The 16,340-nt window shown below is 71.0% G+C and carries 14 protein-coding genes; 11 read left to right on the top strand and 3 right to left on the bottom strand.

Annotated elements, in window-relative coordinates; genetic code table 11:
• Positions 1-35 precede the first annotated feature (35 nt).
• The gene (locus LGI35_RS20345; RefSeq protein ID WP_227300393.1) at positions 36-857 is read left to right on the top strand and encodes an exodeoxyribonuclease III; all 822 of its coding nucleotides are present in this window, start codon (positions 36-38) and stop codon (positions 855-857) included.
• Between the two features lie 269 nt (positions 858-1,126).
• Positions 1,127-2,023 (top strand): DUF6528 family protein, encoded by an 897-nt coding sequence (locus tag LGI35_RS20340; RefSeq protein ID WP_227295230.1) that lies wholly within the window; start codon positions 1,127-1,129, stop codon positions 2,021-2,023.
• A 13-nt stretch (positions 2,024-2,036) separates the two neighbouring features.
• Here LGI35_RS20340 and LGI35_RS20335 read toward each other — a convergent pair whose 3' ends face one another.
• Complete coding sequence (locus LGI35_RS20335) at positions 2,037-2,663, bottom strand: MerR family transcriptional regulator (RefSeq protein WP_227300391.1); 627 nt, start codon at positions 2,661-2,663, stop codon at positions 2,037-2,039.
• Positions 2,664-2,874: 211 nt separating this feature from the next.
• Here LGI35_RS20335 and LGI35_RS20330 point away from each other — a divergent pair, with 211 nt between their 5' ends.
• From LGI35_RS20330 to LGI35_RS20315, 4 genes are all read left to right on the top strand, one after another.
• Positions 2,875-4,416: a flavin-containing monooxygenase gene (locus LGI35_RS20330; RefSeq protein WP_227295229.1), complete on the top strand. Its 1,542-nt coding sequence runs from the start codon at positions 2,875-2,877 to the stop codon at positions 4,414-4,416.
• Positions 4,413-5,366, top strand: a complete 954-nt coding sequence (locus LGI35_RS20325) for an alpha/beta fold hydrolase (RefSeq protein WP_227295228.1) — start codon at positions 4,413-4,415, stop codon at positions 5,364-5,366. Before LGI35_RS20330 ends, LGI35_RS20325 begins: the two co-directional genes overlap by 4 nt.
• Entirely contained in the window at positions 5,363-6,238 is an 876-nt protein-coding gene (locus LGI35_RS20320; protein WP_227295227.1) for an SDR family oxidoreductase, read from the top strand. The genes LGI35_RS20325 and LGI35_RS20320 overlap by 4 nt, the downstream gene beginning before the upstream one ends.
• A 135-nt stretch (positions 6,239-6,373) precedes the next feature.
• The gene (locus LGI35_RS20315) at positions 6,374-6,586 is read left to right on the top strand and encodes a hypothetical protein (RefSeq protein ID WP_227295226.1); all 213 of its coding nucleotides are present in this window, start codon (positions 6,374-6,376) and stop codon (positions 6,584-6,586) included.
• A gap of 214 nt (positions 6,587-6,800) precedes the next feature.
• Here the strand turns inward: LGI35_RS20315 and LGI35_RS20310 are convergent, their stop codons facing one another.
• Positions 6,801-10,094 (bottom strand): S41 family peptidase, encoded by a 3,294-nt coding sequence (locus tag LGI35_RS20310; RefSeq protein WP_227295225.1) that lies wholly within the window; start codon positions 10,092-10,094, stop codon positions 6,801-6,803.
• Between the two features lie 176 nt (positions 10,095-10,270).
• On the opposite strand from LGI35_RS20310, the gene LGI35_RS20305 reads away from it, so the two are divergent.
• Complete coding sequence (locus LGI35_RS20305) at positions 10,271-10,861, top strand: TetR/AcrR family transcriptional regulator (RefSeq protein ID WP_227295224.1); 591 nt, start codon at positions 10,271-10,273, stop codon at positions 10,859-10,861.
• A 106-nt stretch (positions 10,862-10,967) separates the two neighbouring features.
• Positions 10,968-13,178: an MMPL family transporter gene (locus tag LGI35_RS20300; RefSeq protein WP_227295223.1), complete on the top strand. Its 2,211-nt coding sequence runs from the start codon at positions 10,968-10,970 to the stop codon at positions 13,176-13,178.
• 36 nt (positions 13,179-13,214) lie between these two features.
• Here LGI35_RS20300 and LGI35_RS20295 read toward each other — a convergent pair whose 3' ends face one another.
• Entirely contained in the window at positions 13,215-13,544 is a 330-nt protein-coding gene (locus LGI35_RS20295; protein WP_227295222.1) for an SsgA family sporulation/cell division regulator, read from the bottom strand.
• Between the two features lie 203 nt (positions 13,545-13,747).
• On the opposite strand from LGI35_RS20295, the gene LGI35_RS20290 reads away from it, so the two are divergent.
• The 3 genes from LGI35_RS20290 to LGI35_RS20280 are packed head-to-tail and all read left to right on the top strand — an operon-like array spanning position 13,748 to position 16,327.
• Positions 13,748-14,800, top strand: coding sequence for an energy-coupling factor ABC transporter permease (locus LGI35_RS20290; RefSeq protein WP_227295221.1), 1,053 nt, complete (start codon positions 13,748-13,750; stop codon positions 14,798-14,800).
• A 1-nt stretch (position 14,801) separates the two neighbouring features.
• Positions 14,802-15,563, top strand: a complete 762-nt coding sequence (gene cbiQ / locus LGI35_RS20285; protein ID WP_116512522.1) for a cobalt ECF transporter T component CbiQ — start codon at positions 14,802-14,804, stop codon at positions 15,561-15,563.
• Entirely contained in the window at positions 15,551-16,327 is a 777-nt protein-coding gene (locus LGI35_RS20280) for an energy-coupling factor ABC transporter ATP-binding protein (RefSeq protein ID WP_227295220.1), read from the top strand. The genes cbiQ and LGI35_RS20280 overlap by 13 nt, the downstream gene beginning before the upstream one ends.
• The last annotated feature ends 13 nt before the right edge of the window (positions 16,328-16,340 follow it).

Raw genomic sequence — 16,340 nt, 5'->3', positions numbered from 1 at the left:
TATCTCTATGCTGGCGAATGCGGCTGTCCGTTCAAGTGTGCCGGTATGGTGCCCCGGTGCTGACTGTGACGAGTGTCAACGTGAACGGGCTGCGGGCCGCCGCCAAGAAGGGCTTCGTGGAGTGGCTGGCCGGGACCTCCGCGGACGTCCTGTGCCTCCAGGAGGTGCGGGCGGAGCCGCAGCAGCTGCCCGACGAGGTGCGCGAGCCCGAGGGGTGGCACGTCGTGCACGCCCCCGCCGGCGCGAAGGGGCGGGCGGGTGTGTCGCTCTACACGCGCCGTGAGCCGGAGCGCGTACAGATCGGCTTCGGGTCCGAGGAGTTCGACGGGAGCGGGCGGTACGTGGAGGTGGACCTCCCCGGCGTCGTCGTCGCCAGCCTCTATCTGCCCTCCGGCGAGGTCGGGACCGAGCGTCAGGACGAGAAGATCCGCTTCATGGGCGAGTTCCTGGCCTATCTGAAGGGCCTGCGCGAGCGGGCCGCCGCCGAGGGCCGCGAGGTGCTCGTGTGCGGCGACTGGAACATCGCCCACCGCGAGGCCGACCTCAAGAACTGGAAGTCCAACAAGAAGAACTCCGGCTTCCTCCCCGAGGAGCGCGACTGGCTCGGACAGGTCCTCGACGAGGCCGACGGCGGCTACGTCGACGTGGTGCGCTCCCTGCACCCCGACGAGGAGGGTCCGTACTCGTGGTGGTCGTACCGGGGGCGGGCTTTCGACAATGATTCTGGATGGAGGATCGACTACCACCTCTCGACGCCCGGGCTCGCCGGGCGTGCGGTCAAGGGGTTCGTCGAGCGGGCCGCCACGCATGACGAGCGGTGGTCGGACCACGCGCCGGTGACCGTCGTCTACGAGTAGGTCCTTGAGGCGCGCGCGGGGCCTTGGGGTGCGAGTGGTCCTGCGTCACAAAGTCCGGTAGGGGTCTGTCCCCGCGCTCGCGCGCCGTGGCAGATTTCGGCGTGCGCATGGCACGTCGTTCGAGTGGTCAACTGGCAATCGTGCGGGGGGACTTCATGTCTGTGCTTCCTTCCAGGCGTCGTGTGCTGCTCGGGGCCGCCGGGGCCGGGGTTGCGGCTGTGGTGGCGCCGGGGGTCGCTCGTGCGGTGGCCTCCGGGGTGCCCGGGGTCATGGTCACCGAGCAGGCGAGCAAGCGGATCCTCGTGCTCGATCCGGGGCGGACCGTCTGGGATCCGGCCGTCGATCCGTCCTGTGTGCGGTGGCAGTTCTCGCCCGTCGGGGACCCGCGCTACCGGGATCTCGTGCCGGACGAGAGCTGGGTGTACCCCGCCGAGGCGAAGGTCCGGGTGCATCGTGGGCGGACGTATCTGCTGACCACGGCGTCCTTCGGGTTCGCGGCCGTCGTGTCGTATCCGTCGGGGCGGCGGTACTGGGGTGCGACGCTCGGGCCCGGCGACGACCTCTTCAACCCGCACAGCATCGAGATCCTGCCGGACGGGAACGTGGCCGTCGCGTGCAGTACGGGGGCGCTCGTCAGGCTCTACGCCGCCTCGCTCGGCCCGCACGCGCAGCGGTTCGCCGAGGTGACGCTGAAAGGTGCGCACGGGCTGCACTGGGACGCCCGGCGTGAGGTGTTGTGGGCGCTGGGCGACGACGAGTTGGTCGCGTACCGGGTGGGTGGCAGCCGGGTGCGGCCCGCGCTGACGCGGCTGTCGTCGGTGGGGCTGCCGGTCGCCAAGCCGGGGAAGTCGCCCGGCGGGCACGACCTGTTCCCGGTGGCGGGGCGCCCGGGGCGGCTGTGGGTGACCACGAGCGCTTCCGTGTTCCAGTACGACATCGCGGGCGGGGTCTTCGTGCAAGACTTCGCCGGTGCGGCCGAGATCGTGCGGTCCGGGGTGAAGGCGATCGGGGACGATCCGCGCACCGGGCAGGCGCTCACCACGGTGCCGGAGAGCGGTCTGGGTGAGACCTGGTGGACGACGAAGGTGGGTGTGCACCGGCCGCCGGGTTCGTACACGCTCGTCGACGGCGGGATCTACAAGGCGCGTTGGTGGTTGCCGAGGTAGGCGGCGGGGCTGCTCACTCTTCGGGTTTCCTGGCCAGGGCGCGGTCCAGGGCCAGGGACAGTTCCGCCTCGACGACGCTCTTGGCGAGCGGGCGCAGGCGCTGGAGGTCGTGTTCCGTGGCGTGCGAGAGGACCAGGTCGGTGAAGAGTTCGGCCAGGTCCTCGGCGTGGGCGCGGACGCGTTTGGCGGCCGCGAGGACGTCGGCGAGCGGGACGCCCTCGCGGACCAGGGCGGCCGACACGTCGAGCAGGCGCCGGCTGACGTGGACGATCTCCTCGCCGTCGACGCCGACGTAGCCGAGGTCCATCGCGGCTTCGAGGTTTTCCGGGGTGACCTGGCCCGCGAAGTAGTCGGCCAGCTCCTCGGGGGTGAGGCGGACGGGGGTCTCCTCGGAGGGTTGGCCGAGGCCGAGGAGTTCGCCGACGTCGCGGCCGCGGTCGAAGGCCTCGGAGAGTTCGGCGATGCCGTTGAGGGTGTGGCCGCGTTCCAGGAGGGCGGCGATGGTGCGCAGGCGGGCCAGGTGGCTCTCGTCGTACCAGGCGATGCGGCCCTCGCGGCGCGGCGGCGGGATGAGCTTGCGCTCGCGGTAGAAGCGCAGGGTGCGCACGGTGATGCCCGCCTCCCGTGCGAGCTCCTCCATGCGGAACTCCCGGGTGCCGGTGTTCTTCGCCGCCTCTTTCGCCGCTTCTTCCACGGATGTTTCCGCCGCTTCCTTCGCCACGTGAGAACCCTATGTTGTACCGCCGGTAACTTTCGTGGTCCCGACCCCTACCCATCAGTACGCACCTGCTCTACTCTCCCCATTGTGCCAGTGTTCACTGGCAGGGTCGTGCGGTTAGGGAGGCGCCGGGATGACTGAGCACGAGCATGAGCACGTACGGGTGGCGGTGATCGGGTCCGGGTTCGGCGGCCTCGGGGCCGCGGTCCGGCTGCGGCGCGAAGGCGTCACCGATTTCGTGGTCCTGGAGCGGGCGGGCGCCGTGGGCGGCACCTGGCGCGACAACAGTTACCCGGGATGCGCGTGCGACGTGCCCTCCCACCTGTACTCCTTCTCCTTCGCGCCCAACGCCGACTGGCCGCGCACCTTCTCCGGCCAGGAGCACATCCGGGAGTACCTGGAGCGCGTCGCCGACACCTTCCGGCTGCGCCCGCACATCCGCTTCGACCACGAGGTGACGCAGGCGCGCTGGGACACCGAGAAGCTGTGGTGGGAGGTCGAGACGTCGCAGGGGACGCTCACCGCCGACGTCGTCATCTCCGCGACCGGCCCGCTGTCCGACCCGAAGATGCCGGACATCAAGGGCCTCGACGCCTTCCCCGGCAAGGTCTTCCACTCCGCGCGCTGGGACCACGACTACGACCTGCGCGGCAAGCGCGTCGCCGTGATCGGCACCGGCGCCTCCGCCATCCAGATCGTGCCGGCCATCCAGCGGGACGTGGCGCAGCTGACCCTCTTCCAGCGCACCCCGCCGTGGGTCATGCCGCGCGCCGACCGCGCCATCACCGGCGCCGAGCGCTGGCTGCACCGTCAGCTGCCGTTCACCACGCAGGCCCGCCGCGGCCTGCTGTGGGGCATCCGCGAGCTCCAGGTGCAGGCGTTCACCAAGCGGCCCAACGAGCTGGGCCTCGTCGAGCAGCTCGCCAAGCGCAACATCCACCGGTCGATCAAGGACCCGGCCCTGCGTGCCAAGCTCACCCCGAACTACCGCATCGGCTGCAAGCGCATCCTGCTGTCCAACGCCTACTACCCGGCGCTCGCGCAGCCGAATGTCGACGTCGTGGCCTCCGGGCTCAGCGAGATCCGCGGCTCCACGCTGGTCGCCACCGACGGGAGCGAGGTCGAGGTCGACGCGATCGTCTTCAGCACCGGCTTCCACGTCACGGACATGCCGATCGCCGACCGGGTCGTGGGCGCCGAGGGGCACACGCTCATGGAGTCCTGGAAGGACGGCATGAAGGCGCTGCGCGGCGCGACGGCGGCCGGGTTCCCGAACTTCATGACCGTCATCGGGCCGAACACCGGCCTCGGCAACTCCTCGATGATCCTGATGATCGAGTCCCAGCTGAACTATCTGGCCGACTACGTACGCCAGTTGGACGTGCTCGGCGGCCGGGTCGCCCTCGACCCGCGCGCCTCCGCGGTGAACGCGTGGAACCGCCGCGTGCAGGACCGGATGGAGCGCACCGTGTGGAGCTCCGGCGGCTGCAGCAGCTGGTACCTCGACGCGAGCGGCGTGAACACCACGCTGTGGCCGGGCACGACGACCGAGTTCCGGTCCGCCACGCGCCGGGTCGACCTCGGTGAGTACGAGGTGGTCAGGGCGCCGGCGGCGGTACCCGCAGGACGTACGAAGAAGGGCCGGGGCGGCAAGGTGGAGGCGGGAGCGGCATGAGCCGGTTGATGCATGTGGTGAGCGGTCCCTACGCGCCGCCCGCGGCCGCGCGTGAGCTGACGGCGGTCTCCGCCGACGGCGCCCGGCTGCACGTCGAGGTGCACGGAACCGTCGACAATGCCGCGGCGCCCACCGTGGTGCTCGCCCACGGGTGGACGTGCTCAACCGCGTTCTGGGCCGCGCAGATACGTTCCCTTGCCGCCGACCACCGGGTCGTCGCCTACGACCAGCGCGGTCACGGTCGCAGCCCCGCGGCGCCGGCCCCGTACTCGACGGAGATGCTCGCCGACGACCTGGAGGCCGTGCTCGGCGCGACGCTCGCGCCGGGTGAGAAGGCCGTGCTCGCCGGGCACTCCATGGGCGGGATGACGATGATGGCCGCGTCGCGGCGGCCGAAGTTCCGTGAGCACGCGGCCGCGGTACTGCTGTGCAGCACGGGCAGTTCGCAGCTGGTCGCCGAGTCGACCGTGCTGCCGCTGCGGCCCGGGCGGCTGCGGACCCGGATCACGACGGCCGTGCTCGGCGCGCGGGCCCCGCTCGGGCCGGTCACGCCGCTCGGCAAGAAGGTCCTGCGCTACGCGACCATGGGCGCGGGGTCGTCGCCGGACAAGGTCGAGGCCTGCGCGCGGATCGTGCACGCCTGCCCGACGAAAGTGCGCCACCACTGGTCGCACGTCCTCGCCGGGCTCGAACTCGACGAAGGTGTGGCCGAGTTGCGGGTACCCACGGCGGTCATCGCCGGTACGGCCGACCGGCTCACGCCCGTCGTGCACGCGCGGCGCCTGGCTGCGACGCTGCCGGAGTGCGTGGGGCTCACCGAACTCGCCGGGCTCGGGCACATGACGCCCGTCGAAGCGCCCGACCTGGTCACCGAGCGCATCCGCGAACTGGCCGGGTACGTCACGAACGACGAGACGAACGACGAGTTGAAGGGAGCGGCATCCGCATGAGCAGGGTCAGTCTCGAAGGACAGGTAGCGGTCGTCACGGGTGCCGCGCGCGGCGTGGGCGAGCTGCTCGCGCGCAAGCTGGCGGCGCGCGGCGCCAAGGTCGCGCTGGTGGGTCTGGAGCCGGACGAGCTGAAGGCGGTGTCGGAACGCCTCGACACCGACAGTGACTTCTGGCACGCCGACGTCACCGATCATGTGGCGATGGCGCAGGTCGCCGCGGAGGTCAAGCAGCGCTTCGGCAAGGTCGACATCGTCGTCGCGAACGCGGGTGTCGCCAACGGCGGCCCGTTCCTCGACTCCGACCCGGTCGCCTGGCGCCGCGTCATCGAGGTCAACCTGATCGGATCCGCGGTCACGGCGCGGGCGTTCCTGCCGGTCCTCATGGAGAGCCGCGGGTATCTGCTCCAGATCGCGTCGCTCGCCGCGATCACGCCGGCGCCCATGATGACCGCGTACTGCGCGTCGAAGTCGGGCGTGGAGGCGTACGCGCACAGCCTGCGCGCCGAGGTCGGCTACAAGGGCGTACGGGTCGGCGTCGGGTACCTGTCGTGGACCGACACCGACATGGTGCGCGGCGCCGACCAGGACGACGTGATGCGCGAGCTGCGGCAGCGGCTGCCGTGGCCGTCGAACAAGACGTATCCGCTGGGCCCGGCCGTGGACCGGATCGTCGCGGGCATCGAGCGGCGCTCCAGCCATGTGTACGCGCAGTGGTGGCTGCGGGGCATGCAGGGCATCCGCGGATATCTGCCCGGGGTCATCGGGGCGGTCGGGCAGCGCGAGATGAGGCGGTTCGAGCCGCGCCTGGGCAGTGTCTCGACGGGGCTGGTCGGGGCGGGCGGCGCCGCCGACGAGTCGGTAAGGGGCGGTTGACGGTCCCTCAGCGGCTCTGACCTGCGGTTTTGAGGGTCGAGTACAGTCCGTTACTGATCGAAATGCGTGCTCTGTCCCAGCGTGTAACTCTGGTCGAGGCCCGACCCCCTCACCCAAAAACGGGAGTGAAATCGCATGGGCATGAAGGACCAGTTCCAGGACAAGGCTGAGCAGCTCGCCGCGCAGGCCAAGAAGCGGCCCGGTCAGAGCAGGGACCGCCGGGACGAGGCGAGCGAGCGCTCCTCGCAGACTCACGACAGCCTGCGTGAGCGTGGCTCGCAGTCCGAGGACTCCGAGCGGCGGCGGCAGGAAGCGCAGGACAGGTACGACCACGACTACGAGGTCTGACGCTTCGTCTGGCTGAGCCAGTCGTACGAGGGCCACCCGGGACGCCGGGTGGCCCTCGTTCTTGTGCGGTCGGGGCGGGGGCGGGCTTGTGCGGGTCGGCGTTGCGGGCTTGTGCGGTCGGGGCGGGGCAGGCCTGTGCGGGTCGGCGAGGCGGACTTGTGCCGGTCAGCGTGGCGGGCCTGTGCCGGTCAGGGCTGCGGGCTGCGGGACGCGGTCAGCGAGGCGGGAGCTTGGGGCGGGCGTGGTTCGGGGTGTTCGTGTAGTCCGGGGGAGTCTTGGCCGGGGAGGCCACCAGGAGGTCCAGGGCCAGATAGACCGCGTCGTCGAGTTGGGCGTGGCGGCCCTCCGCCCAGTCCAGGGGGGTGCGCAGGGCCTCGATGTCCGGTTCGACGCCCTTGTTCTCGACCGACCAGCCGTACTCGGGGAACCAGGCCGCGTTCATGGGGACCGTGATGACCGTGCCGTCGCCGAGCGTGTGACGGCCCGTCATGCCGACGACGCCGCCCCAGGTGCGCTGGCCCACGACCGGGCCGAGCCCGAGGAGCTTGAATGCCGCGGTGATCATGTCGCCGTCGGACGAGGTCGCCTCGTCGGCCAGGGCGACGACGGGACCGCGCGGGGCGTTCGACGCGTACGAGACGGGCTGGGCGTTGCGCGTCAGGTCCCAGCCGAGGATCTTGCGGGTGAGCTTCTCGATGACCAGCTCGCTGATGTGGCCGCCCGCGTTGCCGCGTACGTCGACGATCAGGGCGGGCCGGGAGACCTCCATGCGCACGTCGCGGTTGAACTGCGCCCAGCCGGAGCCGCCCATGTCGGGGATGTGCAGGTAGCCGCACTTGCCGCCGCTCAGCTCCCGTACGACCGCGCGGCGCTTGGCGACCCAGTCCTGGTAGCGCAGCGGACGTTCGTCGATGAGGGGGACGACCGCGACGCGGCGAGGGCTGCCCTCGCCCTCCGCGGGCCGGAACGTCAGCTCGACCGTCGTGCCGCCCGAGCCCGCGAGCAGCGGGAAGGGGCCGGCCACCGGATCGACGGGGCGCCCGTCGACATGCGTGAGGACGGCGCCCTCGCGGATGCCGCTGCCGGCGAGCGGGGAGCGCGCCTTGGAGTCCGACGAGTCTCCGGGCAGGATGCGCACGAGCTGCCAGCCCTCGTCGCGGTGCACGAAGTTGGCGCCGAGGAGGCCCTGGGCGCGCTGGTAGTGGGGAGGGCCCTCGTTGCGGCGGGCGGCGGAGACGTAGGCGTGCGAGGTGCAGAGTTCGCCGAGCACCTCGCGCAGCAGGTCGGCGAACTCGTCGGGGGACGCGACCCGTTCGACGAGCGGCCGGTACTGGGCGAGGACCGCGTCCCAGTCGACGTGGCACATCTTCGGGTCCCAGTAGTAGGCGCGGATGATCCGGCCTGCCTCCTCGTACGCCTGGCGCCACTCGGCGGCCGGGTCGACCTCGTGCAGGATGCGGCGCAGGTCGATCCAGACCGCGGTGTCGCTGTCGGCGACCTCGGTGGAGGGGACGGCGCGCAGCTCTCCCTCGTCGACGACGACGAGGCGGGTGCCGTCGCCGCTGACCGCGAACCAGTCGAGGTGGGTGACGAGTTCGGTCCTCTTGCCCTTGCTGAGGTTGAAGTACTCCAGGGTGGGGCGGCCCGAGGTGTCGGCCGGGTTGACGAACGTCTCGCCGAGCGCGCCGGAGATCGGCCAGCGCAGCCACACGAGGCCGCCGCCCGCGACCGGGTGCAGCGCCGAGTACTTGGAGGCGGAGACGGGGAACGGCACGACACGGTTCGCCAGGCCCTCGATCTCCACGCTCGGCGCCCCGTCGGCCCCCGAGTCCTCGGTCGGGTCGAGCCCTCCGGCGGCCGTGCGTCCGTGGGGCGACAGGGCGAACGGGGAGGGCGTCGCGGAGGACAGCGGCACGAGATACGGGCGGCAGCCGAGCGGGAAGGACAGGTCGCCGGTGTGCACGTCGTACACCGGGTCGAAGCCGCGCCAGGAGAGGAAGGCGAGATAGCGGCCGTCGCGCGTGAAGACCGGATTCTCGTCCTCGAAACGGCCGTTGGTGACGTCGACGATCGTCCGGTCCTTGATCCGGGCCATCTTGATCTGCCGCAGCGAGCGCCCGATGCCCGGATGGGACCAGGTGAGCCAGGCACCGTCCGGCGAGAACGCCAGGTCGCGCACGGGTCCGTTGATCGACCGGATCAGCTCGGTGACCTCGCCGCCGCGCTGTTCCGCTCCCGCTCCCCCTGCTTCTTCCTCTCCCCCTTCTTCCTCGTCCTCGATCGTGTCGATGAGGAGGAGACGGCCGTCGTCCGACGCGATGGCGAGGCGCTCGCCGTCCGGGTCGCTGACCATTTCGAGGACCCGCCCGAGCTCCCCGGAAGCGAGGCGGCGCGGCGCGCGGTCACCGCTCGCGCGCGGCAGGTACGAGATCTCGACCGCGTCCTCGCCCTCCGCGTCGGTGACGTACGCGACCTGCCCGCCGGAGCCGAGCATCTCGGGCTGCCTGACCCGCACGCCCGGGGTGTCGGCGATGGTCCGGGCGGGGCCGTCGCGGTGGGTGAGCCAGTACAGGCTGCCGCGTACGACGACGGCGCTGGCCCGGCCCGTCTCGTCGACGGAGAGCCCGTCGACGTGGAGGGCGGCCGGCACCTGGTAGGGGCGGCGCCCGACGCGGGGGCCGCCGAGGCGCACGTCCAGCTTGCGCGGGACGGAGCCGGCGGAGAGGTCGTCGATGATCCAGAGGTCGCCTGCGCACTGGTAGACGATCCGGGTTCCGTCGCTGGAGGCGTTGCGGGCGTAGAACGCGTCGTGGTCGGAGTGGCGGCGCAGGTCGGAGCCGTCGGGCAGGCAGGAGTACACATTGCCGATGCCCTGGTGGTCGGAGAGGAACGCGATGCGTCCCGCCACGAACATCGGTGCCTCCAGATGCCCGTCCAGGTCGGCGACGAGCTGCTCGCCGTGCAGCCACAGGCGGCCCTGCGCGCCGCCCCGGTACCGCTTCCAGGCGGCCGGCTCGTGCGGGGCGGTGCCGGTCAGGAGCAGGGTCCTGCGCTCGCCGTCGAACTCGGCGACCGCGATGTCGGAGACCGGGCCCCAGGGCAGCCTGCCGCCGGGGGAGCCGTCGGTGGGGACGTCGTAGGCCCAGGTGAAGTACGAGAACGGCTGGCCGTGCGAGGCCACCGCGAGGATGTCGGTGCGCCCGTCCTTGTCGGGCGGTGTCCAGCCGCGGACCTGGGTGTCCGTGCTGCCCCAGTAGGTGAGCCGCCGGGTGGGGCCGCCGTCCACGGGCGCGAGATGGATCTCCGGGTCCAGGCTGCGCCAGGTCGTGTACGCGATGTGGCGGCCGTCGGGCGAGAACCGGGGGCTGCTCACCTTGGTCCGGTCGACCGTGACCCGCCAGGCCCGGCCGGGTCGGTCGAGCGGGGCGACCCAGAGGTCGTCCTCGGTCTCGAAGCAGAGCCGGTCCTCGTGCAGATGCGGAAACCGCAGGTACGCGTTGTCGCTCACCTACACATGCTTTTCCGCTCCACGGGCCCCGGCAACTCGTGGGTTGCCCCGATTCCGCCCGTTGCCTGTGGCGCAGGACACGTACGAAACGGTTTCGTTTCGTTAAGCGCGGTCGTACAGTACTCGTGTACGAAACGGTTTCGTACACACCGTCCGGACCGGAACAGGAGTGCCCCATGGCTGAAGCCGCGACGACGCGCCGCAGCCGGATCACGCCCGAGCGCGAGGCCGAGCTGTACGGCGCCGTGCTCGAACTGCTCCGCGAGGTCGGTTACGACGCCCTGACCATGGACGCCGTGGCCGCCCGCACCCGGTCGAGCAAGGCCACGCTCTACCGCCAGTGGGGCAGCAAGGCCGAGCTGGTCGTGAAAGCGCTGCGGCACCAGAAACCGTCGCGGCTGAGCGAGATCGACACCGGGTCGCTGCGGGGCGACTTCCACGAACTGGTCCTCCGTGAGGACGACTGCGAGATGGCCCAGGGATCCGCGCTGATGCGGGGCCTGGCCATGGCGGTCCACGAGAACCCGGATCTCCTGCGTGCCTTCCGCGAGCTGCTGATCGAGCCCGAGATGGAGGAGCTCCGGCATGTGCTGGGGCGCGCCGTCGACCGGGGCGAGATCCGTGCGGACAACCCGGCACTCGACTACGTCCTCCACATGATCGTCGGCGCCTTCACGGCGCGGACCCTCATCGACGAACAGCCGCCCACCCAGGCCTTCGTCACCTCGTACATCGACGCCGTGGTCCTCCCCGCTCTCGGCGCCTGATCCCTGCTCCACCCAAGACCCGTCCCACCCGAGCACCTGACGCGACCGCTCACGTCGTCGGGCTGATCACCCCTGCCCCCATACGACTGACCGGGAGTACGCCCTCGTGGCCACGTTCCTCTACAAACTCGGCAAGCTCGCCTTCCGCAGACGGCACTTCGTCGCCCTGATCTGGGTGGCGCTGCTCACCCTCGCGGGGGTGGGCGCCGCCTCCGCGCCCACGGCGGCCTCCAGTTCCTTCTCCATTCCGGGCACGGAGGCCCAGAAGGCCTTCGACCTGCTCGACCAGCGCTTCCCGGGCTCCAGTGCCGACGGCGCCACCGCGCGCGTCGTCTTCCAGGCGCCCGACGGCGAGAAGATCACGTCCGCGGCCAACAAGGCCGAGGTCACCAAGACCGTCGCGGACCTCAAGTCGGGCTCGAAGGAGGTCGCCGCGGCGGCCGACCCGTTCGTCGCGAAGACCGTCAGCAAGGACGGCACGATCGCGTACTCCTCGGTCTCCTACAAGGTCTCCTCGATGGAGCTGACGGACACCGACCGGGACGCGCTCCAGAAGACCGTCGACGAGGCGCGCGACTCCGGGCTGACCGTCGAGGTCGGCGGTGACGCGCTCCAAGCCATGCCGGAGACCGGGGCCACCGAGATCATCGGTGTGGCGATCGCCGCCGTCGTCCTCGTGATCACCTTCGGCTCGCTCGTCGCGGCCGGACTTCCGCTGCTGACCGCCCTGATCGGCGTGGGCATCGGCGTCTCGTCGATCACCGCGCTGGCCAACGCGCTCGACCTGGGCACCACCACCTCGACGCTGGCCATGATGATCGGCCTCGCGGTCGGCATCGACTACGCGCTGTTCATCGTCTCCCGCTTCCGCGCCGAGCTGGCCGAGGGCCGCGACCGCGAGGAGGCGGCCGGACGGGCCGTCGGCACCGCGGGGTCCGCCGTGGTCTTCGCCGGTCTGACCGTCGTCATCGCACTCGTCGGGCTCGCCGTCGTCAACATCCCGATGCTGACGAAGATGGGCATCGCGGCCGCGGGCACCGTCGCCATCGCCGTCCTCATCGCGCTCACCCTCATCCCGGCGCTGCTCGGCTACGCCGGCAAGCGGGTCAACGGCCGCAAGGCCCGTAAGGTCCTGGCCGCCGAGGAGAAGCCCGAGCCGAAGACGAACATGGGCACGCGCTGGGCGCGCTTCGTGCTGCGCCGGCCGGTGGCCGTGCTGCTCACCGCGGTGGTCGGGCTCGGCGTGATGGCCGTGCCGGTGTCCTCGCTGGAGCTGGGCCTGCCCGACGACGGGGTCCAGCCCACGGACACCACGCAGCGCAAGGCGTACGACCTGCTCTCCGACGGCTTCGGGCCCGGCTTCAACGGTCCGCTGGTGGCGGTCGTCGACGTGAAGCACTCGCAGGACCCGAAGGACGCGGTCGCCCGCGTCTCCAAGGACATCGCGGCGACCGACGGCGTCAAGACGGTCACCCCGCCCGCGTTCAACCAGGCCGGTGACACGGCGACGATCACCGTCGTGCCGTCGTCCAAGCCCAGCTCCACGCAGACCGAGGACGTCGTCCACACGATCCGCGACAAGGGTGCGGACATCAAGGCGGACACCCGCGCCGAGGTCCTCGTCACCGGCACCACCGCCATGAACATCGATGTGTCCCAGAAGCTGAACGACGCGCTCGTGCCGTACCTGGCGCTCGTCGTCGGCCTGGCGTTCCTGCTCCTGATGGTGGTCTTCCGGTCGGTCCTGGTCCCGCTGAAGGCGGCGCTCGGCTTCCTGCTCTCGGTGGTCGCCGCGCTCGGCGCCGTCGTCGCGGTCTACCAGTGGGGCTGGCTCGGCTCGCTGTTCGGCGTGGAGCAGACCGGGCCGATCATGTCGATGATGCCGATCTTCATGGTGGGTGTGGTCTTCGGCCTCGCGATGGACTACGAGGTCTTCCTCGTGACCCGCATGCGGGAGGCGTACGTCCATGGGGAGCGGCCCGCGCAGGCCATCGTCACCGGCTTCCGGCACGGGGCCCGGGTGGTCACGGCCGCGGCCGTCATCATGATCGCCGTGTTCGCGGGCTTCATCGGCTCCAGCGAGCAGATGGTCAAGATGATCGGCTTCGGGCTCGCGATCGCGGTCTTCTTCGACGCGTTCCTGGTGCGCATGACGATCGTGCCGGCCGTGCTCGCGCTGCTCGGCAAGCGCGCGTGGTGGCTGCCGAAGTGGCTCGACCGGATCCTGCCGAACGTGGACGTCGAGGGCGAAGGCCTGAAGACGGCCTCCGGCGGCGACGACTCCGCGCAGGAGGGCAGGGAACTGACCCGCGTGTGACCGGGGCCCCTTCCTGACCAGAAGCGCGAAGGGCCCTCAGCGGGCCACCGGGGTGGCGGTCGTGTACGTCCGGCGGAGGAAGCGCACCAGCGCCTTCTTCTCGAACTGCACGACCGCCACCCCTTTCGGCGAGTGGAACTCCATGACGGCCTGGACGCGGCCGCAGGGCCAGATGTGGATGTCGCCCACGGTGGTCGGGGCGCGCAGCCCCTCTTCCAGGAGCTCGCGGGTGAAGTACCAGTCGCCCTCTTCGGGGACGGTGACGTGGACGCGTCCGTCGTAGCTCAGGACTGCGGAGACGGGCGGTGCCTCGTCGGGGGAGTCCGTGACGATGCGCGCGCGTGCGTACTGCTCGACGTCAGACATCGGGGACTCCTCGTCGTCTAGTTGTGCGTGCTGTCATCCAATGTCCCATATAAGTCATATGGGCGGCTATGTACCCAGGGGTTGCTTCGGGATTAATTGGGTCCACGGCGCTCTTGCAAGCGGTTCGCAACAAGGCACTATCATCGGACGGTCACCAAGCCTGTCTCAAACCTGTCGCTTGCCCCGAAGCGGAGCTCTCACTCATGCATGTCCCCGACGGATTCATCAACGCCCCCGTCTCGGCGGCCGCGGGTGTCGTCGCCGCGGGCGCCGTGGCCGTCAGCCTCCGGGGTGCCCGGCGCGAGCTCGACGAGCGCACGGCCCCCCTCGCGGGCCTCGTCGCCGCGTTCATCTTCGCCGTGCAGATGCTGAACTTCCCGGTCGCGGCAGGCACCAGCGGCCACCTCCTCGGCGGCGCGCTGGCCGCGATACTCGTCGGCCCCTGTACCGGCGTCCTGTGCGTGTCCGTGGTGCTCCTGATGCAGGGCGTGCTCTTCGCCGACGGCGGTCTGACCGCGCTCGGCGTGAACATCACCGACATGGCGATCACCACGACCGTCGTCGCCTACCTCGTCTTCCGCGGCCTGGTGAAGGTGCTGCCCCGCACGCGCCGCTCCATCACCGTCGCCTCCTTCGTCGCGGCGCTCCTGTCCGTACCGGCCGCGGCCGTGGTCTTCACCCTGATCTACGCGATCGGCGGCACCACCGACGTCTCGATCGGCAAGGTCGCCACCGCCATGGTCGGCGTGCACGTCCTCATCGGCATCGGCGAGGCCGTCATCACCGCGCTGACCGTCGGCGCCGTCGTCGCCGTCCGCCCCGACCTCGTGTACGGCGCCCGCGGCCTGCACCGGCCGCTCAAGCTCCGCGTGGCCGGCGAACTCGTCGACGCCCCGGACACCGTGCCCGCGCCGGTCGCCGCCCGCGGCTCCCACCGCAAGGTCTGGATCACCGGCCTCGTCACCTCCCTCGTCCTCGCCGGCTTCGTCTCCTTCTACGCCTCCGCCGACCCGGACGGCCTGGAGAAGGTCGCCCACGACAAGGGCATCGACAAGACGACCGAGAAGCACGCCTCCGACGGCTCCCCGCTCGCCGGGTACGGCGTCAAGGACGTCGGCGACGCCCGGCTCTCCGGCGGCCTCGCCGGCGTGATCGGCGTCGGCGTCACCGTCGTCGCCGGCAGCGGCATCTTCTGGGCGCTGCGCAGGCGCCGCACCGCGGACGCCTCCCCGAGCCGGCTCACGGAGACCGTCTGACATGGGTGCGGGACACGCGCACAAGCTCTACCGGCACGGGCACTCGCCCGTGCACGGCCTGCCGCCGCACACCAAGCTCGCCGCCGTCTTCTGCTTCGTGATCGTGGTCGTCTCCACGCCGCGCGAGGCGATGTGGGCGTTCGCCCTGTACGCGGTGCTGCTCGCGGCCGTCGCGTACGCGGCCAGGGTCCCGGCAGGGTTCCTCCTCAAGCGGCTCCTCATCGAGGTCCCCTTCGTCGCCTTCGCCGTCCTCATGCCGTTCGTGGCGCAGGGCGAGCGCGTCGACGTTCTCGGGATGTCCCTCAGCGTCAACGGTCTGTGGGGCGCCTGGAACGTCCTCGCCAAGGGCACCCTCGGCGTCGCCGCGTCCGTCCTGCTCGCCTCCACGACGGAGCTGCGCGAGCTGCTCCTCGGCCTGCAACGGCTCAAGCTGCCGCCGCTCCTCGTCCAGATCGCGTCGTTCATGATCCGCTACGGCGATGTGATCACCGACGAGATGCGCCGTATGAAGATCGCCCGTGAGTCGCGCGGCTTCGAGGCGAGCGGCGTGAAGCACTGGGGCGTCCTCGCCAAGTCCGCGGGCGCCCTCTTCATCCGCTCCTACGAGCGCGGTGAGCGCGTGCATCTGGCCATGGTCAGCCGCGGGTACGCCGGATCGATGCCCGTCATCGACGACGTGAGCGCGTCCCGCGCGCAGTGGTCGTACGCCCTCACCCTCCCCTGTGCCGCCCTTGTCGTCTGTCTGCTGGGATGGATGCTGTGACTGTTTCCCCCGCCCCGCTCTCCCCCGCCTCCCTCGAGGTCGGTGGCCTCGCCTACGCCTACCCCGACGGGCACCAGGCCCTCTTCGGCGTCGACCTGACCATCGGCCGCGGTGAGCGCGTCGCCCTGCTCGGGCCCAACGGCGCGGGCAAGACGACCCTCGTACTGCATCTCAACGGCATCCTCACCGGCGGCGCCGGCACCGTGACCGTCGCCGGTCTGCCCGTCGGCAAGCGGCACATGGCCGAGATCCGGCGCAAGGTCGGCATCGTCTTCCAGGACCCCGACGACCAGCTCTTCATGCCGACCGTCCGCGAGGACGTGGCCTTCGGGCCCGCCGCGGCCGGGGTGAAGGGGCCCGAACTCGAGGCCCGCGTGCACAAGGCCCTGGCCCAGGTCGGCATGGCCGACTTCGCCGACCGGCCGCCGCACCACCTCTCCTTCGGGCAGCGCCGCCGCGTCGCGGTCGCCACCGTCCTCGTCATGGAGCCCGAGATCCTCGTCCTGGACGAGCCGTCGTCGAACCTCGACCCGGCCTCGCGCCGTGAACTCGCCGACATCCTCCGGTCGTTGGACGTCACCGTGCTGATGGTCACGCACGACCTGCCGTACGCGCTCGAACTCTGCCCGCGCTCGGTGATCCTCAGCGAGGGCGTGATCGCGGCCGACGGGACGACCGGCGACCTCCTCGCCGACGAGGACCTCATGCGCGCACACCGCCTGGAGCTCCCCTTCGGCTTCGACCCGAAGTCCGTGAAGGTCTGAGCGGCCGAGGAAT

It is taken from the genome of Streptomyces longhuiensis, assembly GCF_020616555.1.
Taxonomy (GTDB): domain Bacteria; phylum Actinomycetota; class Actinomycetes; order Streptomycetales; family Streptomycetaceae; genus Streptomyces; species Streptomyces longhuiensis.
Note: the sequence above shows the minus strand (reverse complement) of the source record. Positions and strands in the feature narration are given on the sequence as shown.